The sequence below is a fragment of the Eubacterium sp. SB2 genome (genome assembly GCF_001244405.1).
Classification (GTDB): Bacteria; Bacillota; Clostridia; order Lachnospirales; family Lachnospiraceae; genus Faecalicatena; species Faecalicatena contortus_B.
The window spans coordinates 433,281-455,013 of the sequence record NZ_LN865151.1 but is presented as its reverse complement, the minus strand read 5'-3'; the positions used below and the strand labels follow the sequence as shown (position 1 = coordinate 455,013).

The following is a 21,733-nucleotide window of genomic DNA, read 5'->3' as shown; positions in this document are numbered from 1 at the left end:
CCCAATTACTTCTGCACAATATTTATAATCCTTCCGGGCACGTAGATTTCTTTTACAATCGTCCCCGTCAGTTTATCCGCAACCGCTTCTTTACCGGCTGCTATGGCTGTATCTTTGTCTGCATCCGCCGCGATTGTCACAACGGCTCTAGTCTTTCCGTTGATCTGAACGGCAACTTCGATCTCATCGTCCTTCATCTTGGACTCATCATATGACGGCCATCCTGCTTTGAATACCGTATCCGTATGCCCCAGCTGTTCCCACATCTCCTCCGCAAAATGCGGTGCAAACGGCGCAAGAAGTACTGCGATGTTTTCCAGTGTCTCCTGATCAATTCCGCCCTCTTTCTTAGCGATCTCGATCAACTTGTTATTATGCTCCATAAAACCGGAGATTACTGTATTCAGGCTGAATGACTCCAGACGGGTCGTGATGTCATAGACCAGCCTGTTGCGCTGCTTGATCATTTCCTTCGTTGCTTTGATATCCTTGCCGCAGCTGTCCATGAGCAGATTCCAGAGACGCTTCAGGAAACGGTTGACGCCGTCGATTCCGCGGTCATCCCACTCCGCATCCAGCTCCGGAGGGCCTACGAAGAGCTCATACATTCTCAGGGAATCACATCCGTAATCTCTTACCAGGTCATCCGGTGAAACTACATTTCCCTTGGACTTGCTCATCTTAACGCCGTTCTTTCCGGTAATCATACCCTGATTGAATAGTTTCTGGAACGGCTCATCAAAATCAATGGCCCCTATATCGCACAGGAACTTTGTGTAGAAGCGGGAATACAGTAAATGCAGTACCGCATGCTCAACGCCGCCGATATACATATCTACGGGGAGCATCTCATCCGCTTTTTCTCTGGATACCAGTTCGTTCTGATTATGGCTGTCTACATAGCGCAGGAAATACCATGAGGATCCTGCCCACTGCGGCATCGTATTGGTTTCACGTTTTGCAGGCTTTCCGCAGACCGGACAGGTACAGTTAACCCAGTCTTCGATTCCGGCAAGCGGTGACTCGCCTGTCCCTGTCGGCTCATAGGATTCTACATCCGGCAGGCGAAGCGGCAGTTCTTCTTCCGGAACCGGAACAGCTCCGCAGTCCGGACAGTGGATAATCGGAATTGGTTCCCCCCAGTAACGCTGGCGGGAAAATACCCAGTCACGCAACTTGTAGTTTACCGTAGCATGGCCGATTCCCCTTTTTTCAATCATATGCGGCGCCTCTTTTTTAAGCACAGCAGATTCCATGCCGTTCCACTCGCCGGAATTGATCATTGTGCCGGCAGCATCCGTGTAAGCCTCCGTCATATTTTCAATCTCTACGCCGTCTTTTGCGATAACCTGCACGATCGGAAGATCAAATTTCTTTGCAAATTCAAAGTCACGGTCATCATGCGCCGGTACACACATAATGGCTCCTGTTCCATAATCTGCAAGTACATAGTCAGACAGCCAGATCGGTGTCTTTTCTCCGTTCAGAGGATTGATGGCATAACTCCCTGTAAATACTCCCGTCTTTTCCTTATCCTGCAAACGGTCTACATTGGACTTCATAGACGCATCGTAAATATACTTTTCTACCGCCTCTTTCGTCTCCGGTGTGGCCAGCGATGCCGCCAGCTCATGCTCCGGAGCCAGCACCATGAAGGTGGCTCCATATAAAGTATCAGGTCTTGTCGTGTAGACCGTGATCTTCTCTTCTCTTCCGTCAACCGGAAAATCCACTTCCGCGCCGTAGGATTTACCGATCCAGTCCGACTGCATCTTCTTTACTTTCTCCGGCCAGTCCAGCTTGTCCAGGTCGTTCAGGAGGCGTTCCGCATAAGCGGTAATCTTCAGCATCCACTGGCGCAGATTCTTCTTGGTCACATCCGTACCGCAGCGCTCGCATTTTCCATTCACAACTTCCTCGTTTGCCAGGCCGGTCTTACAGGACGGACACCAGTTGATCGGGAATTCCTTCTCATATGCAAGACCTTCTTTAAACATCTTTACAAAGATCCACTGGGTCCATTTATAGAACTCAGGATCTGTTGTATTCACTTCCATATCCCAATCATAGAGCGCAGCGATTTCATCGATCTGACGTTTGATGTTAGCTACATTCTCAGCTGTGGATTTTGCCGGATGAACGCCCATCTTGATGGCATAGTTTTCCGCCGGAAGGCCGAAGGCATCCCATCCCATCGGATGCACGATATAATGGCCCTGCAGCAGTTTATAACGGCTCCAGACATCAGAGATGACATAACCTCTCCAATGGCCTACATGGAGGCCGTTCCCCGAAGGATACGGGAACATATCCAGGCAGTAATACTTCTGCTTCTTATTCCCGTCATCGTCTACCTTGGGATTCACCGGGTTCTCCGCCCACTGCTCTCTCCACTTCTTTTCAATTGCTTTGTGATTGTACACAATCTTAGACATTACAATATCCTCCTACATTCAACACTTTTGTCCGCGATTACCGGACGAATTAACCAAAGTGGGCGGGCCGCTTCTGTTACCTCTTCCACACTTATAAAAAGCCTTCACATCTCATTAAGAGACGAAAAGGCTTTGACTTCCGTGGTACCACTCTCATTCATCCGAATGTTTCCGGATGCACTCATTACTTCTGTAACGGGAAGTCCCGCTTTTATCTACTTTTAATTCAATAAAAGAACTCCGAGGCGAGTTGGGAGTTTACGCTTCTGCCTCACACCTTCCGGCAGCTCTCTGAAAACGATAGGCTCTTAGTACTCCTCATCCAAGTTTCTGCAATATTCTTATTTATTATAGGAAGAATGTTAAAATAAGTCAAGTAGTTTTCTCCCTGATTTCATAATTTATCGGGATTTGGGGGCGAGTTTTAGTCATTAAGCGTCCCTCCATCCGCCAAACCAAAGCTCGTTACCTACACTCCCTCAGCCTTCTCCGCCGCCTGTCTGAACCAGATTCCCCAGACCGCCAGCAGGATTCCGCATATGATAATCAGATACTGTATTTTTACCAGATCACTCAAAGGGCCGAATCCCAGGATAGCAACCGGCATCACACCCTGCGAGACAAACTGAAGCAGCGAGAACACCCGCCCCATATACTCCGGTTCGGTATTCGTCTGAATCAGTACCGTCTGCGCGGTCACCAGAACCGGCAGGAACATCCCGCATATACAATCGAGCATGAGGTAAAGGATGAATGTACTGCTGCACCCCATCAGGGCAAATGTCACCCCAAATCCGACCAACGCCGCCGCGATCGCAGTGATTTTATTTTTAATCTCCCCTTTCCAGACAACGATTACACCGCCCAGCAGGGATCCCACGGTCCACAGAACCTCATTGGCCGTCAGCCTCCATACTTCCTCCCCAAATGTCCGTGATACCATCAACGGAGATAGTACGGATGCCGGAGTAATCAGGATAAATGTCACAGCATAGCAAAGCATGATTATCTTCAGAAGAGGATGCCTCCTGGTATATCTTACGCCATCCTTCAGTTCCCCGATGACGCTGCCTTTTCCCACGGCCCCGCACTCCTGTCCCATTTCCGCTTTCTTTTTCTCAATTTTCATAAATGACATTATTAATATCGCCGCACTTGCGGTCACGACATCCACGAGAAATGTCCAGCGTATTCCAAGAACGCCCAGTATGACGCCGCCCGCCGCCGGTGAAATTAGAAGAAGAATATTATTGATTGTTTGATTCAATCCGTTAATTCTGACCAGCTGTTCTGCAGGCACGATCTGCGGATACAGCGCATTGACCGCAGGCGCCTGGATTCCGCCGCCAAGAGAGCGGAAAAAGGAAATGATGATCAATAAAATCACACTTTCTCTTCCACTTTCAAAGGCAATAAATGCGGCCAGAGTCGCAAGCGCTGTAAAACCATCCGAAAGCATTATCAGCCATTTCCGATTATAGCGGTCGGCCGCGACCCCCGCCCATAGGGAAACAAGAACCTGAGGTACCAGTGTCGCAATCGTTGCAGCCGTAATCCAGGCCCCGGAAGACGTTTTCAGTGTAATGTACCATATAATTGAGAATCCTACCACTGATGAGCCGAAGAGTGAAAGATTCTGACTGATTAAAAACAGAAAAATCTGTTTTTTCCAGTTATTCTGATGTTCCATAACTATGATTCTCCTTACATTTTTTATTAACTTATTGACTTTAATTTTTGCAATAAAAAATGCAGGACCCTCATATCAAAGATCTCTGCACACTTAATATACGGACACACACGTCTTCTTTCCCCGGGGGCCCTGCTCTCTGCAGCAGCTTTTTTTGTATCCCGGGCTGAACACGGCAGGTAGAAACAGAGTACCGCCTGCGGCATGAATTCCTTCGCCGCAGCAGATATTCCGTCCGAAAGGCCTTTTATTACAAAGGACACATCCGCCGGTGAAATAAAAGAAGTACCATGGACTGATCTTTTATCCGTAAAAATAAGCACAACAAAATCTCTCTAAATGAGTGTATCGCTGATTTTTTATTGAGCAATTATTTAAAACGAATAGAAAATAACATCCATAGTACCTCCTTACATTTTTTCATATTTTATCATCTTACGATTGAATCTGCAAGCTTTTTTAATGTGGGGATTCAAATCTATTTCATCCCCATTTGTTTCAGCCTGGCAAAGTAATCCCTGCTCTCCGCAGCTACTACTCCGCTCAGCGAAATCAGGGCAACGAGGTTCGGAAGCGCCATCAATGCATTAAAAATATCTGCAATATTCCAGACAGCCTCCACCGTCATATAAGGTCCGATAAAGATCGCAAGGATATACAGCCACCTGTAAGTTTTCACTGCCTTCATATTTCTGTTGGACAAATATTCCAGGCAGCGTTCTCCATAATAATTCCACCCCAGTATCGTAGTGAAAGCAAAAAATACAAGGCACAGCATCAGGGCAAAGGATGCCACAGCCGGCGGAAACGGCAGTCCCTGCTGGAAAGCAGCCGTCGTAATCTCCACCCCTTCCAGGCCCGTATTCCACGTCCCCGCAATCACAATAGATAATCCGGTCATCGTACAGATAACGATTGTATCAATAAAAGTACCTGTCATGGACACCAATCCCTGGCGTGCAGGCTCTTTTGTCTGAGCAGCTGCGGCAGCAATCGGGGCGCTTCCCAGACCAGCCTCATTCGAAAAGATCCCCCTTGCAATTCCCTTCTGCATGGCGATCACCATCGTTCCCATCACACCGCCGGCAAGCGCGCTGCCGGAAAATGCGGATTTAACAATCAGCGCAATCGCGCCCGGGATCGCCGGTATATGGGTCAGCAGGATGATCAGCGCCAGCAGTACATAGAGAACCGCCATGAACGGCACAACTATCTCCGATACCTTTGCAATACGCTTAATTCCGCCAATCACAACCAGCCCTACACAGAAGGTCAGGATAATTCCCGTAATCACGGTTGCCCATGAGTATGTACCGCCGAACAAATTGACCGTGTTGGCGAGATCCGGATCAAAGAAGTTCTTCACGGCAGAGGCAATCCCGTTAACCTGCGTAAATGTACCAATTCCGAACAGGCCGACACCTGCTCCAAAAAAGGCAAAAATCTTAGCAAGCCACCGCCAGTTCTTCCCCATTCCATTTTCTATGTAATAGAAAGGGCCGCCCAGCACATGCCCTTCTTCATCAATAGTACGGTACTTAATAGAGAGAAGCCCCTCTGCATATTTCGTCGCCATACCAAAAAAAGCAGCAACAATCATCCAGAATAAAGCCCCCGGCCCGCCAGCGGCAATCGCCGTAGCCACACCGACAATATTCCCTGTCCCGATTGTAGCAGAAAGCGCAGTACAAAGCGCTCCAAAACTCGTTACTTCCCCACGTCCATCCTCTTCATTTTTCACCATGAATTTCAGCGCCTTGCCCAGATGCCTGATCTGAAGGCCCTTCAAACGAACTGATAAATAGATTCCTGTCACCAGGATCAGAATGATCAATGGAAGCCCCCACACGGCATCATCGACCCACTTGATAAAACTGTTGATCTGACTAAACATAATATTACTCCTCCATCCTTTTGCCTGAGAGATTTACAGCCCACGCTGCGTACACCTTCGGCGCTCTTAAAATAAGAGACTCTCCTGAGTTGTCGTGTCTTAACACGCAACTTAAAGCATATCACCAAATCCTCACCATTTCAAGTACTTTTTTTGGAATCGAGGTAGGAAGGTTGGATGGTATGGGGACGCTCTCCGGGAGGCGGATATGCCCTTTTCGGCTACGGTATTGGGGGCTAACTGGCGGTAAATCAAAAGAAGTTCTGACATGGCGGGCACCGCCGGCACTCACGAAAATTCCTGATGAATTTTCCCTGCGGGCCGGCTTTCACTCAGGGCTTGTGGCCCTGAGTGAAGCCCCCATATCAGAACTTCTTTTGATGAACCGCCAGTAATCCCCCAAAAGACGCATCCGAAAAGGGCATATCCGCCTCCCGGAGAGCTGTTCATAACCAGACAGAACGCCTCAATTCCGGGGCGGAAAACTGCGGGGGCAGCGGACGGTCCATCCAGTAGCGGAACAAACGTGCAGCATCTGTCACACGATCCACCTCCCCCGTCTGGCTCCCATCCGTGGTAGGGACGCCTTTCGCTTTGATGTGCCAGCTCTTGGGAACCGGGGTGTCCGGAGGTCTTTTTGCGCAGGCTTATGCTGATTCTGGAATCCTTTAGCGTGCCGATTAATTGCTTGCTGCGAAAAAGCCGCATCTTATGGGGGAAAACTGATCTCCGAATCAGTTTTCCAGAGCGTCTGAGCTTAGAAAGCATCGGCTTTCTAAGTGAATACGCTCGGTACCATAAGATGCGGCTTTTTCGCAGTTAGCAATTAACGGCTAAGCGGCCGGTTTCCAGAATCAGCATAAGCCTGCGCAAAAAGACCTCCGGACACTCCGGTTCCCAGGAGCGTCCCCATACCAGCCATCCAACACTCCTCCCTACCCCAAAGCCACATCTAATATCATCATAAGGGTGAATCCGATTGCCACCCCCACTGTGCTGATATTTGTATGCGGTTCTGCCTGTGCTTCCGGTATCAGTTCTTCTACAACAACATAGATCATCGCTCCCGCCGCGAATGCGAGCAGATACGGGAGGATTGGCACGACAAGGCTTGTCAGTAGGATAGTTATAACCGCCGCTATTGGTTCCACTACACCGGACAAAGTTCCATAGAGGAAGGAGCGGCCTTTTGATACTCCTTCACTCCGCAGCGGCATGGATATGATGGCTCCCTCCGGGAAGTTCTGGATTGCGATACCTACTGACAGGGCAAATGCACCGGCAAGGGATATGGTTGTATTCCCGGATACTGCCCCTGCAAATGTTACTCCCACGGCCATTCCCTCCGGTATGTTGTGCAGCGTTACTGCAAGCACGAGCATGGTTGACTTTTTCAGACTGGATTTTACTCCTTCCGCCTCGTCTCCATTGAGATGCATATGCGGCGTCACGGTATCCAGAAGAAGCAGGAAACCCATCCCAAGCAGAAAACCTGCAGCAGCAGGCAGCCAGGGCTGTGAGCCGTTCTCCTCCGCCATCTCTATGGCCGGGATCAGCAGGGACCACACGGAAGCTGCTATCATAACACCTGAGGCAAAGCCAAGCAGTGCCTTTTGTAGTTTATCATTCATTTCCTTACGCATAAAGAATACCATGGCTGCGCCAAGGGTGGTTCCTGCAAAAGGAATTAATATTCCAAGCAGCATGTTCTGATTCATGTTCTTTCCCCCATTCATCTTATAGTTTCATACGTATGAAACTATCTTATGCATGGAGTGGACGATTTGTCAATAAAATCTATGTAAGTTCTGCAAGTTCTCTTCCTGCTTTCTCGCATGCTTCTATTACTTCTTCATCCGGGGCGTCATTGGCAATAATGCCTTCTGCACGCACCAGCTCAGCTCCGGCTGCCTTCATTCTTTCTGCCCAGTTCCGCATCCATTCGCCGTCGCCCCATCCATAGGATCCAAATAATAAAATATGCTTACCGGATACAAGTGCTTCCAGTGACTCCACAAACGGCTCCATCTCATTCTCCTCTAATTCCTCTGCCCCCATCGATGGGCAGCCCAGCGCAAATGCCTGCTCAGACGCAATTTCAAACGCATCTGCCGCACTTACCTCCATCAGCCTTGCGTGCTTTCCCGCCGCTTCTATTCCTCTTGCAACCGCCTCTGACATTGCCTGTGTATTGCCGGTTCCGCTCCAGTAGACAACTGATACATTCATGTTTTTAATCCTCCTTATTACGCGCGATATCTTTTATGCTCTTTCCTGTTAAAAATTCGTTGACCGCACATACTTTTGCCTGGTCATATTCCTTGAAAATCATTTTCGCGGCCATCGGATTGCTGTAAACCTTCCAATAACCCAGGAACAGGTATTCTCTGCCTGCATTGCGGATAAACCCCTGTACATCCTCCACAGGATATCCAAAAAAGATTCCGATCTCATGCGGATATCCTATCTCCTCCCTTGAAAATAAAGCCGTGCGGCAGGACAGCCTTTCCAACATCTCGTCCAGTTCCATTTCAATGTAACCGAATTCTCGGATAAAGCTTCTGATCCCGACCCGGTTCACATACTCGGATAACTCTTTTTCACGGTAAAACAAAACCAGGCATCTACCCTCTGCTGCTGACAGCCTGCGGTAAGATATTCCTGACCCGCTCAAGATATTATGCAGCTCATCATACATAGAGTCCTCCATTGTAATTCCGCAGGACACCTTTTTCCCCTTTAGAAACGGTGCACACTGAAGTACAATCTGAAACCGCAGCTTTAAACGTATATCCTCATGTTTTAGAAAATAAGACAGCACTTCTGCAGGCATAGCACCCTCCCGTTAAATGATTATGATTCTCAATTAAGTAGATTTTACCACACTTCCGTCCACTATTCAATCCCACTATATGATAAGTATTCTCATTTACATCAATGCAGTTCTGTACTTTTTCCTTCCCCTGTTTTATATGGCAAACCCTTTCGATAAAGTTGGAATTTATCCTTTTTTTAGTTGTTACCACCCGTACTTTAGTGTATAATGAATTAAAGACATTTGAGCATTGAGAGGTCTCAAAAAAACATACATAAAGGAGAGATTCGCCATGGTAAATTTAATAACAGGCCCGAAAGGCAGCGGCAAAACTAAGCAGATGATCGAACTTGCAAACGAGAAGGTGAAAACTTCCAATGGAAACGTAGTATTAATCAAAAAGAGCCATCGTGATACATACATCGTGGACTTTCAGGTTCGCGCAATCTGTATGGCAGATTACAGAGATATTCAAACGCTGGATGAATTTATCGGATTTATATACGGCATGGTAGCCGGCAACCACGACATTGAAACCATATTCATTGACGGAGTATTAAAACAAGCTGATATTTCCATTGACAACCTGTCAAAATTCCTCGAAAAACTGAATAAAATTTCAAAAGAAAATAACATTGAATTTGTAATCAGTGTCAGCGCTGAGAGAAAAGAGATACCAAACATTGATTCACCGGATTATGCCGTTCTGAATTAATGAGGCCAAAAAGGGTGTATCTGCAGATCTCAACCTGCCTGGTACACCCTTTTATTTTATCCTGTTTTCTAATTTCAATCCCAAGAAAATTATGCCCTGTTTTCCTCACGTCCGGGCAGTCATATTTTTTCAAGAATCCCAATTGATCTAATCGAATATTTGATAACTGAATTCCGTGCATGGATCTTTATTATTAGCGGGCTGATTCGGTAAAACGCGCTGTTTAAAAGAACAGCGGATATGACTACGTCCGTCATATCCGCTGCCTTACTCTTAGTGAAGCTCTTTTATTCCTGTACTGTGCCTTCCTCATCCTGTGCCGTACCGTCCTGCTGTCCGGTGTCTGCATTTCTCCCGTCGGAAGACGGCGCCATATTCTGCAGTTCTTCTCCGTTGAAAGAAAGTACTGTATTTGTCTTGTCGCCCTCTTTATACTCCACAGTTACTTCCTGCCCTACTTCATATTTTATAATATCTATGAAGTCCACTACTGACACATCAAAGATCTCATCTGAGCCCTCCAGCATTACGTAGTAGTGAGAATTACCGTCAATAACTCCCTGCGCTATTTTCGTAATCTTCGCAGTAATAGTCTCAATCTCACGGGTATCTTTTTCAACCTCTTTGATTCCGTTTTCATACATCAGGTTTGTATAGGCTGCCTCGCACGAACTTACCGTATCTCCGATTGCCACAATCTGATATTTCTGTACATTCACCATCGCATATTTTTTAACCAGCCCCGCATCATCTTTTAGGGCGATAAAATAAGTCGGTTCTCCGGAAATATTCAAAAGAAGCGGGAAGGTTGCCCTATACTTCAGGTTCTGTACCTGTCCTTCCGCCGAGGACATCGCAGAGTCTTCTGTTGCGCCCTCAATGCCATAAAACTTTGTCTCCATTGTACGTTGGTTCATAAGGACAAATCCTACGTTGGACTGGTCCCCGCTGACAGAAGTCACACCAGTGTATACCCACACATCATCGTCGATTGCCAGATAGTTATAACCGGTTGTTGTCTTCAGACAGTCCTTTTGCCCCAGAATACTGTTAAAATAGCCGTGTTTTAATGATCCGTAATAGTCATACAGTTCCACAAGCAGATCAGCCGAGTAGGCCCTGTCTATCCATTCCGGCGCATCTTCTATCTTATAGTCCTTTGTCTCTCCCGTAATGGCATTGCACAACACGACGCGGCCGATGGTAGTTCCGCCGAAAAGGCCGATGTTGAACTTCTTCACCGGGCAGATCCAATATGGAACTCCGTCATCATCAATCTCAAAACTGAGATCATTAAAAATATACGTCGGATACTTAAATCTAAGATGGCGGTAAATGTTTCTGTTAAAGTGATCGCTTGTCGTATACTTCATGCCCTCTTTCAGCTTTACAAGTTCCGTATTCTGCGTTGCCATATCAATTTTTATATATGCCGGAATCCCTTCCTTCTGGTTTGTAAGCCATTTAATCACGCTCGCATAACGCAGCGGAGAAACTCTGACCGGCTGATCCTGATAATTAATCTGGCTGTACAGATCATCCACCTCGAACTGAGATACCATATCCACCATGCTGCCCATTTTACGATTGCCCAGGATTGCAGCAGAATCCCTGTCCAGAAGCGGAATCTGGTCAAAAGATAATTCCTCGATATCTTTGGTGAACTCGCCGTCTTTTACATCCAGAAGTTTCTGATACTTCTTCGCATTTACAATTGGTGAAGATAGCAATGTGCCAATCAAATAAGCCGCTACCACTACCACCAGGATTCCCAAAATGATTTTTACACCTTTCGAGTTTTTCAGCTCATATCGGTTAAGCTTCTTCCTTCTGATGTAAATCAAGGCAGCAATAATAATTATCACAATAAAAAACATCCAGAAATCTGAGGAGTGGATATTGATTGCCGGCAGCGTTACATAATAATAAATCGCAGCAAGCAATATGATTCCTATCACAGCCAACAGTTTTACTTTCCCTTTTTTCATACATTACCCTTTCTGTCTTTCTTCCTTAAGTCTTTAAGTACTCTCCGGCATGTTGCCAAAGTTCTGTCAGTTTCCAAGATTTATTAGAACCTCCTTCTCCAAAGATCCGGAGAAAGAAGCAGAAGATACGGGAATATCTCCAATCTTCCTATCAGCATATCCAGGCAGAACACAATTTTGGACAGAGGTGAAAAGCCAGAAAAGTTTTCAATCGGCCCCACCTGCGCCAGCCCAGGCCCTACATTATTCAGCGTCGTCAATACGGAACTGAATGTCGTCGTAAAATCGTAGTCATTGATGGAAACCAGCAATACAGATAACATCATTATCAGGATATAACAAATAAAGTAAATATATACGCCGTGCATGGTATCTCTTCCCACTTTTTTCCCGTTTATCTGCACAATCGTAACGGACTTGGGATGCAGCATTCTTCTGATCTCCTGCTTTACGCTCTTCATTAATATCAGAAAACGAGATACCTTGATCCCCCCTCCTGTAGAACCTGCACAGGCTCCGATCACCATCAGTCCCAACAGGATTACCTTTGACAATTCGGGCCACTGGTCAAAATTGGCCGTACAGAATCCCGTCGTCGTAATGATCGCACCTACCTGGAAGGAGGCATATCGAAATGCATGCACAATATTGCCGTACATACCCATGATATTCAGAGTAATAACCGCCATGGAGCCCAGAATTATGCCCAGATATCCACGGAGTTCTTCATTTTTCAGTGCGGCCTTCCAATTTTTCAGACGCAGCAGGAAATAGATATTGAAGTTCACTCCAAACAGAATCATAAATACCGTGATCACTCCGTCAATATATGCACTGTCGTAATAGGCGATACTTGCATTTCTATTTGAAAATCCGCCCGTTCCAGCCGTACTGAATGAATGGATCAGCGCATCATAAAAGCTCATTCCGCCAAAAAGCAGAAAAACTACTTCCGCTGCTGTCAGCACAAAGTACATGGAATACAAAATCTTAGCCGTACTTCTCGCCTTTGGCACAAGCTTGTCAGCCTCCGGCCCGGGCACTTCTGCACGCATCAGATGCATAGAACTCTCATCATCCAGAGAAGTAAGCATCATAACGAAAACCAGCACTCCCATACCGCCAATCCAGTGCGTCAGGCTCCGCCAAAAAGCCATTCCCATCGGCAGGGCCTCAATGTCTGTCAATATGGTTGACCCTGTTGTAGTAAAACCGGACACGGTTTCAAAAAATGCGTCCAGATAATTCGGTATGCACCCTGATATGAAAAACGGCAACGCGCCGAATAATGACCACAATATCCAGGCAGAACCCACGATAACAAGTCCTTCTTTGCCGTAAATCAGCTTATTGCCCGGTTTTTTCCGTCCAAATACCAGGAATATGATGAGAAGTACTGCGCTTACCATCAAAAATGATAATCCGCTTTTTTCTCCATATAAAAAAGCAACCGCTGCCGGAAGCAGGAGAAGCGCACCTTCCACCCCCAGCATCTTTCCTATTATGAAAGTTGTCATTCTATAATTCATTGATCTGCACCTACAGCAAAATATCCTGGATATCCTGGATATGTTTTTCCATTGTAATGATAATAACGCTGTCTCCTACCTGAATGCAGTCATCACCGTTAGGTATAATAATTTTGCGCTTTCTCGCAATGCATGCAATCAGATTGTTCACCTTCAGTGACAGATCCTTTAATGGAATACCCGTATAGCTTGTCTGAGATTTCACTATAAATTCGAGAGCCTCCACTTTTCCGTCAACCAATTGGTACATCGTTTCCACATTCGCGCTTCCCTGAGAGTTCCTGCGGGCACGCACATAGCTGAGAATTGCATCCGCCGTAGCAGCCTTGGCTGACACGATACTGTCGATGCCAAATTCCTGTATCATTCTGGCTCTTCTGTCTTCATTTACCTTGACAATAATCTTGGAAACACCCTGGCTCTTTGCAAAGAGCGACATAATGATATTTTCTTCATCCATCCCCGTCAGGGCGATCAGTGCGTCCGCATCCTGTATCCCCTCTTCGATCAGCAGGTCATGGTCGGTAGCATCCCCGTTTATGACCGTAGCCTTGGGAAGAAGTTCACACAGATTTTCACACTTATTTTCGTCTATTTCGATGATCTTAACCTGCATCCCAATCTTGCAGAGCTGTGTGGCAAGATAGTAACTGACACGCCCGCCGCCACAGATAATTACCTTTTTAATCTTTTCTTTTCTCTGACCCAGCAGTTTGAAGAACAGCTCGATCTCCATGTGAGAAGCAGCTATGTGCAGCCTGTCCCCGGCTCGCAGCACATAATCACCATCAGGAATAAAGACTTCCTCCTCCCGCTCTACCGCGCAGACAAGAAGCTTAATCTGAAATCTATTATACATATCCGCCAATGACATCCCAATCAGGCAGCTCTTTTCCAACAGAGGAAGTTCAATCAGTTCCACTCTTCCCTTGACAAACGTGTCTACCTTACTTGCATCCGGGAATAATAAGAGCCTGACAATCTCCCCCGCCACAGCCAGTTCCGGGTTCACCGCCATGCTCAGATGTAAGTCCTCTTTTAATATATCAATCTGCTGATAATATATTGGGTTACGCACCCTAGCTATGGTATGCCTTGCCCCCAATCGTCTTGCAATCAGACAACTCAGCATATTACATTCATCTGTGGAAGTACACGCAATCACAAGATCTGTATGCGGAACATCTGCTTCCTTCTGAACAGCCACACTTCCACCGTCTCCGGTAACGCAAAAAATATCCAGCCTGTCAATCGCGGCACGCAGCTTTTTCTCATTGCTGTCAATCATAATAACGTCATAATTTTCCGCGGAGAGTTGTTTCGCCAGCTTATAGCCGACTTTTCCATCCCCAATAATGACTATCTTCATTCGTCTGCCCTCAACTTCATTACTTATTATATTTTGGTCATTTTTCTATAATGGCAGAGCAATTATAGCACTTTTGCTCATAAACTACAATCGTTTTCCAGATTTCTTAACAAATTTCAAATTACCGGGTGCGCAAGGAGGGATTTAGGCGGGTATGGGGACGCTTTGGGGAATTGGAATATGCCTCTCTCGGGTGCGGTATCAGGGCATAAGTGCCGCTAATCAAAACCGGAGCCGGCATGATGAACACCGCGGACACTTGTGAGAATTCTGATGAATTCTCACTGCGGGTCTGCTTGATTCCAGGCCTTGTGGGCCTGAAAGCAGTTCACATGCCGGCTCCGGTTTTGATGAAGCGGCACTAATGCCCTGAAAAACGCATCCGAGAGAGGCATATTCCAATTCCCCACAGCTGGCTCATCCGGCCGTCAATAAAACCACTGCCTTCCCGGTGGGGGCTTCAGCGGGTGAGGGGGATTATGCTGAACTGGTGGGTCTGTGACTGTTTGGGAAGGTAATAGTAGGTATGCTGATTTGGGAATCTTTAAGTGTGCCTTAGAAGTTCTTGTAGCGGAAAAGCCGTATCTTATGGAGGAAAATTGATTCCGAATCAATTTTCCAGAGCGTATTTGCTTAGAAAGCATCGGCTTTCTACGTAAATATGCTCGGTTCCATAAGATGCGGCTTTTTTGCTGCCAGAACTTCTTGGCTAGGCGGCTGATTTCCAAAATCAGCCGCCCCTTCCCGCCTTCTACTCTTCAGCTCTTGCTGCGATTTCTTTTTCCTGTACGTCGGATGGCGCCTGCTCATATCTTGCGAATTCGTAAGCATATGTGCCGCGGCCTCCTGTCATGGAACGGAGTACTGTGCAGTATCCGAATAATCCGGTCATTGGGATATCGGCTTCTATGACCTGTTTGCCTCCCGTGATCGGGTTCATTCCAAGCACGCGTCCGCGTCTCTTGTTCAGGTCTCCCATGACATCACCTGTATATTCGTCCGGTACTGTAACCTTTAAGGACGCGATTGGTTCTAAAAGTACCGGGCCTGCTTCCATAAATCCTTTCTTGAATGCCTGCACTGTTGCTGTCTTAAATGCCATCTCAGAGGAATCTACCGGATGGTAGGAACCATCATAGAGAACTGCTTTTACTCCTACGACCGGGTAACCTGCGAGCGGGCCTTTTCCCACGGAATCCTGCAGTCCTTTTTCAACTGCCGGGAAGTAGTTCTTAGGCACTGCTCCGCCGACTACTACTTCTTCGAATACGTATGGCGTCTCCAGATCCCCTGACGGCTCAAATCTCATCTTAACATGTCCATACTGTCCGTGTCCGCCTGACTGTTTCTTATACTTCGTATCCACATCAGAATTCTTGCGGATTGTCTCCCGGAATGCAACCTTTGGCATCTCCAGTATAATCTCAACTTTGTATCTGTTCGCGAGCTTGCTAGCCGTGATCTCCAGATGCTGGTCCCCCATACCATAAAGTAAAGACTGACGGTTTTCGCTGTCATTCATTGCCTTCAGTGTCATATCCTCGGCCATCATCTTAGCCAGCGCCTGTGACACTTTATCATCATCCCCTTTGTTCTTTACGGAATACTTCATATATGTATATGGGATGGAGAAGTCTGTCTTGGCGTAGGAAACCTGCGTTGCTTTTGTGGAAAGAGTGTCTCCTGTCCTTGTATTGGACAGCTTTGCAATTGCTCCGATGTCTCCTGCAAACAGTTCGGTAACTTCGGATGGTTTATTCCCGCAAATCGTATAAAGCTTGCCCGGCTTCTCTTCTGCGTCCGTATCCGCATTGAAAAGGATATCGTCTCCCTTTAATACGCCGGAGCATACTTTAATCAAAGAATATTTTCCAATAAAAGGATCGACCATTGTCTTAAACACATAGGCTGTCTTTGCTTTTGAGAAATCATAATTCGCCTCAAAAATGTCATTGGTCGTTCTGTTAATTCCTGCACAGGTTCTTTTATCCGGGCTCGGGAAGAACCTGACAATATCAGAAAGGAGATTGGCAACACCCTGCGCCTGGAGATTGGAGCCCATCCCTACCGGAACGATATCTCCGTCCATAACTTCCGTACGCATCGCTGCCCGGATCTCTTCAACAGAAAACTCTTCCCCTGCAAAATACCGCTCCATGAAGTCTTCACTTGTCTCTGCCACTGCTTCCATCAGGGAGTCTCTCAGTATCTCGAGGTTCGGCTGGCAGTATTCAGGAATCTCGCATTCTTCTCTCTGTCCGATGCCTGTATATCTTCTGCCTGCGTTCTTAATCACATTGATATAGCCTACCAGTTTTTCATTCTCGCGGATCGGCTGGAAGTGCGGAGCTATCTTTTTGCCGTATTTCGCTGTCAGATCCTCTACAACCTGGCGGAAGCTGGCGTCATCCACATCCATCTCAGTCACATAGATCATACGCGGAAGATTGTACTTATCGCATAATTCCCATGCCTTCTCCGTCCCAACCTGTACACCGGCTTTTCCTGAAACTACAATTACAGCTGCATCCGCTGCACTGACTGCCTCCTCAACTTCCCCGACAAAGTCAAAATATCCCGGCGTGTCCAGAATATTAATCTTGGCCTTCTCCCACTCAATAGGAATCAGAGATGTGCTGATAGAAAAACCACGCTTCTGCTCTTCTTTATCAAAATCACTGACCGTATTATTGTCTGAAATCTTACCCATTCGGTTTGTTGCCCCTGATACATACAACATTGCCTCTGCGAGGCTCGTCTTGCCACTCCCGCCGTGGCCAAGCAATACTACGTTTCTAATCTCGTCTGTTCTGTAAACCTTCATGCTGCTGCCTCCTTGTGTGTCGTTATTATGTGCATGGTTTCTATCATACTCGCCGCGCACACGTATTATGTGTATATTGTACTAAAAAACTAAGGCCATTACAACTCCTTTATGAATTTTTAACAAAGAATTTAGGGGGGAATTGGCGGGAAGTATTGGGTGAAGGGCCGCGTACGGGGAAGGGGAATGGGATTGCCTGGATACGGAATTGCGGGATAACTGTCCCTATATCAAGACGGAAGGCAAAATGACAGACACCGTTGACACTCGGGAGAACGCCGGATGCGTTCTCCCTGCGGGTCAACTTTTGCGCAGGACTTGTGGTCCTGCGCAAAGTCTGCATTTTGCCTTCCGTCTTGATAAAGGGACAGTAATCCCGCAAAAGACGCATCCAGGCAATCCCATTCCCCTTCCCCGTACGCTGGGTTCATCCAATTTTTACAGGTCAATTCCCAGGGGGATTCTTGCGGGGGCAGCGTATTTGATCTGCTGGGCGGATATTTTTGTGCTGTGCTTGGGGATGATATTTATGTGCAAGGCCTGCTAGATCTTATTTTTTATTTGCTAAAGCAGCAATATCCTCTCTTTCCCTTCATTGTCGGTTGCCATTCATTCCCCGTACCAGCCAGTCCCATCCGCCGCCACCCTTCCGCCTTAGGGCACCTAGCCTGCCAGGGGCCGTTTGCTGCAGTGCATTATTCCCGACCCGTGCAATGTGCGGCTCCAGGGGGACGTCTGCCGGTTTTGCGGGCATAGAATAAGCTTAGAAGCGCTTAATGCCGTACCGCAGGATTTTATGGATGGGAGCTGGCTTCCAGGCCAGCTCCCAAGCGGGGACTGAGCCGTGCAATCATCAGATTGCACGGTGAATCCCCGTGGTTCCATAAAATCCTGCGGTACGGCATTTAGCGCTTCTTAGCGAATGGGCAGCCTGCAAAACCGGCAGACGTCCCCCTGGAGCCGCACATTGCACGGGTCGGGAATAGCACTGCAGCAAACGGCCTCCTGGCAGGCGGACCCCCCTCCTTTTTATTTACTTTTTGGGGAGGAGGTGTTAAACTGTTTTTGTATTTGATTTTACTGAAAGGAATGAATCACCATGACTAAAAAGATTGGCTTCATCGGCCTCGGCCTGATTGGCGGCTCTATCGCTAAGGCTGTCAGGCAGTACTATCCTGATTATGAACTGCTGGCCTTTGACAAAAGTAAGGAGACACTGGCTCTGGCAGTCCAGGAAGGCACTATCCAGACTTCCTGTTCTTCGATTGATGAGAACTTCAGAGGGTGCAGTTACATTTTTCTCTGTGCCCCTATTTCCTATAATACCGCATATCTTACGCAGTTGAAGGAGTATATCCATCCGGACTGTATTCTGACTGATGTGGGGAGTGTAAAGACTTCGATTCATGAAGAGATTATCCGGCTGGGGCTGGAAGATAATTTTATTGGGGGGCATCCTATGGCAGGCTCCGAGAAAAGCGGATTCGTGAACTCAAAACCTGTGCTGATTGAAAATGCCTATTATATTCTGACTCCTTCTTCCAGGGTTCCGAAAGAAAAGGTTGCAGAATATAAAAGTTTTGTGGAGTCCCTGAAGGCGCTTCCTATTATACTGGATTATAAGGAGCATGATTATGTTACAGGAACGATCAGCCATCTTCCTCATATTATCGCGTCCAGTCTGGTCAATTTTGTCAGGGATACGGATACGGAAGACGAACTTATGAAAAACCTGGCCGCAGGAGGTTTTAAGGATATTACCAGAATTGCTTCTTCCTCTCCTGTGATGTGGCAACAGATCTGCCTGAAAAACCAGAAAAATATTTCCCGGATCCTGGGGGATTATATTGAAGTACTGAAACAGGCGAAGGACTCCGTGGATGAAGGCTCAGAAAACGACCTATTTTCCCTGTTCGAATCCTCCAAAGACTATCGGGATTCCATGCCCAACAGTTCCGCCGGGCCTATCAAAAAGCGCTTTGCGGTCTACTGTGATATCATCGATGAGGCCGGAGGAATCGCCACGATTGCAACCATACTGGCCAGCAATAATATCAGTATCAAAAATATCGGTATTGTACATAACCGTGAATTTGAAGAAGGCGTTCTGCGTATCGAATTTTACGACGAAAGTTCTTCTGCCAAGGCGGCTGAACTGCTGAAAAAATACCGTTATATCGTCTACGAAGTGTAATTTGCATAAGAGAAAGGATTTTTAAAGATATGGAATTAACAAATATTACGGGATTAAAAGGAGAAGTGACCATTCCCGGAGACAAATCTATTTCCCACCGCTGTGTTATGTTCGGCTCCATCGCGAAGGGAATCACCGCGATTCATAATTTTCTGGAAGGTGCCGATTGTCTGGCTACCATCGACTGTTTCCGGAAAATGGGGATTGATATTCGGCAGTCCGGGGACACCATTACGGTGCATGGGAAGGGTCTCCACGGTCTTTTAGCTCCTTCCGAGATCCTGGATGTGGGTAACAGCGGCACAACAACCCGGCTGATTTCCGGAATTCTGGCAGGACAGTCCTTTGATTCCAAACTTTCAGGTGATGAGTCCCTGAATTCCCGCCCCATGAAACGGATCATCGAACCGCTGACTCTGATGGGAGCAAATATTTCCAGCATCCTCCGCAATGGCTGTGCACCGCTGTATATTTCAAAAGGGAACCTCCATGGCATTCACTATGAGTCTCCCGTTGCATCCGCACAGGTTAAATCCTGTGTCCTGCTTGCAGGACTGTATGCGGACGGCGAAACTTCTGTGACGGAGCCAAGCCTGTCCCGCAATCATACGGAACTGATGCTTGCCGAATTCGGAGCAGATATCTCCACGACTCATGATCTCAGCAGTACGAAAGCGACAGCTTTACTCCGTCCATGTAAAGAACTCTACGGACGCACGATCACCGTACCGGGAGATATTTCATCTGCGGCCTATTTTATCGCGGCGGGGCTGCTGGTACCGAATTCGGAGATTCTGATTAAAAACACCGGCATCAATCCAACACGTGCCGGCATCCTGAAGGTTTGTGAAGATATGGGCGCAGATATCACGCTTTTAAATGAACGCACTGAAAGCGGCGAGAAAATTGCCGACATTCTGGTTCGTACAAGCCGTCTTCACGGTACCACAGTAGAAGGCGATATCATTCCCACACTGATCGATGAGATCCCGGTCATTGCGGTCATGGCCTCCATGGCGGAAGGCACTACAATTATCCGTGATGCCGCAGAGCTCAAGGTCAAAGAAACCGACAGAATCGAGACTGTCACCGACAATCTCAAGGCAATGGGATGCGATGTAACGCCGACCTCGGACGGCATGATCATAGAGGGTGGGAAACCGCTTCACGGAGCAACGATCCACACCCTTCTGGATCACAGGATTGCTATGGCATTCAGTATTGCGGCTCTTGTAGCAGAAGGTAATACGAATATACTGGACAGCCACTGTGTGGATGTGTCCTACCCGACCTTCTACGATACTTTTGAACAATTACTCTAAAATTGCATCTGCACATAACAAAAAAACCGGGCCATGCAGTCACTGAGACTGAATGGCCCGGTTTTTTTACACCGCAAATGTTTCACCGGGATCCTCTCCGCTATTCGCTTTCCGCTTAATGACTCTGCTCAATCTCCTCGAGCAGCTCGCGCACTGTCTTCCCGTTTCCAGGATGATGCTTATATGGCGCAATCTCATGAAGGGGCTTCAACACGAAATCACGTTTATGCATCTCCACGTGTGGGATACAAAGTGTATCTGTCTCCACAATCAGATCATCGTAAAAGATAATATCCAAATCCAGGGTTCTTGGCCCCCAGTGTATGATGCGCTCCCGCCCTGCATGCGTTTCGATCATATGCAGCTCCTCCAAAAGTTCCTCAGGCGGCAGCAGCGTCCGCAGCTCCAGGCAGCCGTTCAGGAAATCATCCTGATCTGTCATGCCGTAAGGCGGGGTAACAAGCCAGCCGGAGGTTTTCACTACCCGGCAGTCCTCTCTTCGATCCAGCTCTTTGACCGCAGCATTCAGATAGCCTTCCTTATCCCCCATGTTAGATCCCAACGCAATATATGCGGTATGCCATTGCCTGGTAATCCTGACTGACACGTATTCCACCGGAAGGCCCACCGGAGCCCACGGCTTTTTCACTTCCAGCTCTACCTTCTCCAAATGTGCAGTATGCAAAAGAAGCTCTTCTGCCAGGCACTCCGCGGCCCGTTCAATCAGTTTATAAGTATTCTTCTTCATAAAAGTATCCATAAACTGGCTGACCTCACCGTAATGGATTGAAGCCTTCAGGTCATCTGTCTTTCCGGCACGCCTGGTGTCCGTATAAAGAACCGCTGAAATCAAAAACTTTTGCCCCAGCACATTTTCCTCCGGAAATACGCCGTGATTTGCAAATATCTCCAGATTTTCTATCTTAATCTGATCCATAATCCCGTCCCTCTACATATC

At 47.2% G+C, this 21,733-nt stretch carries 14 protein-coding genes, 1 riboswitch and 1 other annotated feature; of the genes, 3 read left to right on the top strand and 11 right to left on the bottom strand.

All coding sequences use genetic code 11. The features are described 5' to 3' along the window. Positions 1–5: 5 nt before the first annotated feature. The 6 genes from leuS to BN1938_RS06845 all read right to left on the bottom strand — a co-directional run bounded on the left by leuS (position 6) and on the right by BN1938_RS06845 (position 8,852). Positions 6–2,435 carry a leucine--tRNA ligase gene (gene leuS / locus BN1938_RS06880; protein ID WP_050639885.1) on the bottom strand — a complete coding sequence of 810 codons (2,430 nt, stop codon included), beginning with the start codon at positions 2,433–2,435 and terminating at the stop codon, positions 6–8. 114 nt (positions 2,436–2,549) lie between these two features. Then, positions 2,550–2,769: a binding site (T-box leader), on the bottom strand. Between the two features lie 135 nt (positions 2,770–2,904). Next, positions 2,905–4,125, bottom strand: a complete 1,221-nt coding sequence (locus BN1938_RS06875) for an MFS transporter (protein ID WP_050639884.1) — start codon at positions 4,123–4,125, stop codon at positions 2,905–2,907. Between the two features lie 478 nt (positions 4,126–4,603). Then, positions 4,604–6,019, bottom strand: coding sequence for an alanine/glycine:cation symporter family protein (locus tag BN1938_RS06865; protein ID WP_050639882.1), 1,416 nt, complete (start codon positions 6,017–6,019; stop codon positions 4,604–4,606). Positions 6,020–6,021: 2 nt separating this feature from the next. After that, a riboswitch (glycine riboswitch) is annotated at positions 6,022–6,116 on the bottom strand. An 838-nt stretch (positions 6,117–6,954) separates the two neighbouring features. Beyond that, positions 6,955–7,737 (bottom strand): ZIP family metal transporter, encoded by a 783-nt coding sequence (locus BN1938_RS06855; RefSeq protein WP_050639880.1) that lies wholly within the window; start codon positions 7,735–7,737, stop codon positions 6,955–6,957. A 79-nt stretch (positions 7,738–7,816) separates the two neighbouring features. Beyond that, positions 7,817–8,248 (bottom strand): flavodoxin, encoded by a 432-nt coding sequence (locus BN1938_RS06850; protein ID WP_050639879.1) that lies wholly within the window; start codon positions 8,246–8,248, stop codon positions 7,817–7,819. A 4-nt stretch (positions 8,249–8,252) separates the two neighbouring features. Then, positions 8,253–8,852: a DUF3793 family protein gene (locus BN1938_RS06845; RefSeq protein WP_050639878.1), complete on the bottom strand. Its 600-nt coding sequence runs from the start codon at positions 8,850–8,852 to the stop codon at positions 8,253–8,255. A gap of 274 nt (positions 8,853–9,126) precedes the next feature. On the opposite strand from BN1938_RS06845, the gene BN1938_RS06840 reads away from it, so the two are divergent. Continuing rightward, positions 9,127–9,549, top strand: coding sequence for a hypothetical protein (locus BN1938_RS06840; RefSeq protein WP_050639877.1), 423 nt, complete (start codon positions 9,127–9,129; stop codon positions 9,547–9,549). Positions 9,550–9,836: 287 nt separating this feature from the next. Here the strand turns inward: BN1938_RS06840 and BN1938_RS06835 are convergent, their stop codons facing one another. From BN1938_RS06835 to BN1938_RS06820, 4 genes are all read right to left on the bottom strand, one after another. Next, positions 9,837–11,537: a CvpA family protein gene (locus tag BN1938_RS06835; protein ID WP_242843818.1), complete on the bottom strand. Its 1,701-nt coding sequence runs from the start codon at positions 11,535–11,537 to the stop codon at positions 9,837–9,839. Positions 11,538–11,620: 83 nt separating this feature from the next. Continuing rightward, on the bottom strand, positions 11,621–13,066 hold the full coding sequence (locus tag BN1938_RS06830; protein ID WP_050639876.1) for a TrkH family potassium uptake protein: 1,446 nt from the start codon (positions 13,064–13,066) through the stop codon (positions 11,621–11,623). A 10-nt stretch (positions 13,067–13,076) separates the two neighbouring features. Next, on the bottom strand, positions 13,077–14,435 hold the full coding sequence (gene trkA / locus BN1938_RS06825) for a Trk system potassium transporter TrkA (RefSeq protein ID WP_050639875.1): 1,359 nt from the start codon (positions 14,433–14,435) through the stop codon (positions 13,077–13,079). Between the two features lie 751 nt (positions 14,436–15,186). Then, on the bottom strand, positions 15,187–17,259 hold the full coding sequence (locus BN1938_RS06820; protein WP_050639874.1) for an elongation factor G: 2,073 nt from the start codon (positions 17,257–17,259) through the stop codon (positions 15,187–15,189). 1,099 nt (positions 17,260–18,358) lie between these two features. On the opposite strand from BN1938_RS06820, the gene BN1938_RS06810 reads away from it, so the two are divergent. Beyond that, on the top strand, positions 18,359–19,453 hold the full coding sequence (locus BN1938_RS06810; RefSeq protein WP_050639872.1) for a prephenate dehydrogenase: 1,095 nt from the start codon (positions 18,359–18,361) through the stop codon (positions 19,451–19,453). A gap of 29 nt (positions 19,454–19,482) precedes the next feature. Next, a complete protein-coding gene (gene aroA, locus BN1938_RS06805) occupies positions 19,483–20,775 on the top strand; it encodes a 3-phosphoshikimate 1-carboxyvinyltransferase (protein WP_050639871.1) in 1,293 nt (430 codons plus the stop codon). 115 nt (positions 20,776–20,890) lie between these two features. On the opposite strand, the gene folK is transcribed toward aroA, so the two are convergent. Further along, a complete protein-coding gene (gene folK, locus BN1938_RS06800) occupies positions 20,891–21,712 on the bottom strand; it encodes a 2-amino-4-hydroxy-6-hydroxymethyldihydropteridine diphosphokinase (RefSeq protein WP_050639870.1) in 822 nt (273 codons plus the stop codon). Positions 21,713–21,733 lie beyond the last annotated feature (21 nt).

Bases quoted from the DNA above. Each gene is read 5' to 3' on its own strand.
- trkA (WP_050639875.1), bottom strand. From the start codon at position 14,435: ATGAAGATAGTCATTATTGGGGATGGAAAAGTCGGCTATAAGCTGGCG.
- BN1938_RS06835 (WP_242843818.1), bottom strand. From the start codon at position 11,537: ATGAAAAAAGGGAAAGTAAAACTGTTGGCTGTGATAGGAATCATATTG.
- BN1938_RS06840 (WP_050639877.1), top strand. From the start codon at position 9,127: ATGGTAAATTTAATAACAGGCCCGAAAGGCAGCGGCAAAACTAAGCAG.
- BN1938_RS06850 (WP_050639879.1), bottom strand. From the start codon at position 8,248: ATGAATGTATCAGTTGTCTACTGGAGCGGAACCGGCAATACACAGGCA.
- BN1938_RS06820 (WP_050639874.1), bottom strand. From the start codon at position 17,259: ATGAAGGTTTACAGAACAGACGAGATTAGAAACGTAGTATTGCTTGGC.
- leuS (WP_050639885.1), bottom strand. From the start codon at position 2,435: ATGTCTAAGATTGTGTACAATCACAAAGCAATTGAAAAGAAGTGGAGA.
- BN1938_RS06875 (WP_050639884.1), bottom strand. From the start codon at position 4,125: ATGGAACATCAGAATAACTGGAAAAAACAGATTTTTCTGTTTTTAATC.
- BN1938_RS06810 (WP_050639872.1), top strand. From the start codon at position 18,359: ATGACTAAAAAGATTGGCTTCATCGGCCTCGGCCTGATTGGCGGCTCT.
- BN1938_RS06855 (WP_050639880.1), bottom strand. From the start codon at position 7,737: ATGAATCAGAACATGCTGCTTGGAATATTAATTCCTTTTGCAGGAACC.
- BN1938_RS06865 (WP_050639882.1), bottom strand. From the start codon at position 6,019: ATGTTTAGTCAGATCAACAGTTTTATCAAGTGGGTCGATGATGCCGTG.
- folK (WP_050639870.1), bottom strand. From the start codon at position 21,712: ATGGATCAGATTAAGATAGAAAATCTGGAGATATTTGCAAATCACGGC.
- BN1938_RS06845 (WP_050639878.1), bottom strand. From the start codon at position 8,852: ATGCCTGCAGAAGTGCTGTCTTATTTTCTAAAACATGAGGATATACGT.
- BN1938_RS06830 (WP_050639876.1), bottom strand. From the start codon at position 13,066: ATGAATTATAGAATGACAACTTTCATAATAGGAAAGATGCTGGGGGTG.
- aroA (WP_050639871.1), top strand. From the start codon at position 19,483: ATGGAATTAACAAATATTACGGGATTAAAAGGAGAAGTGACCATTCCC.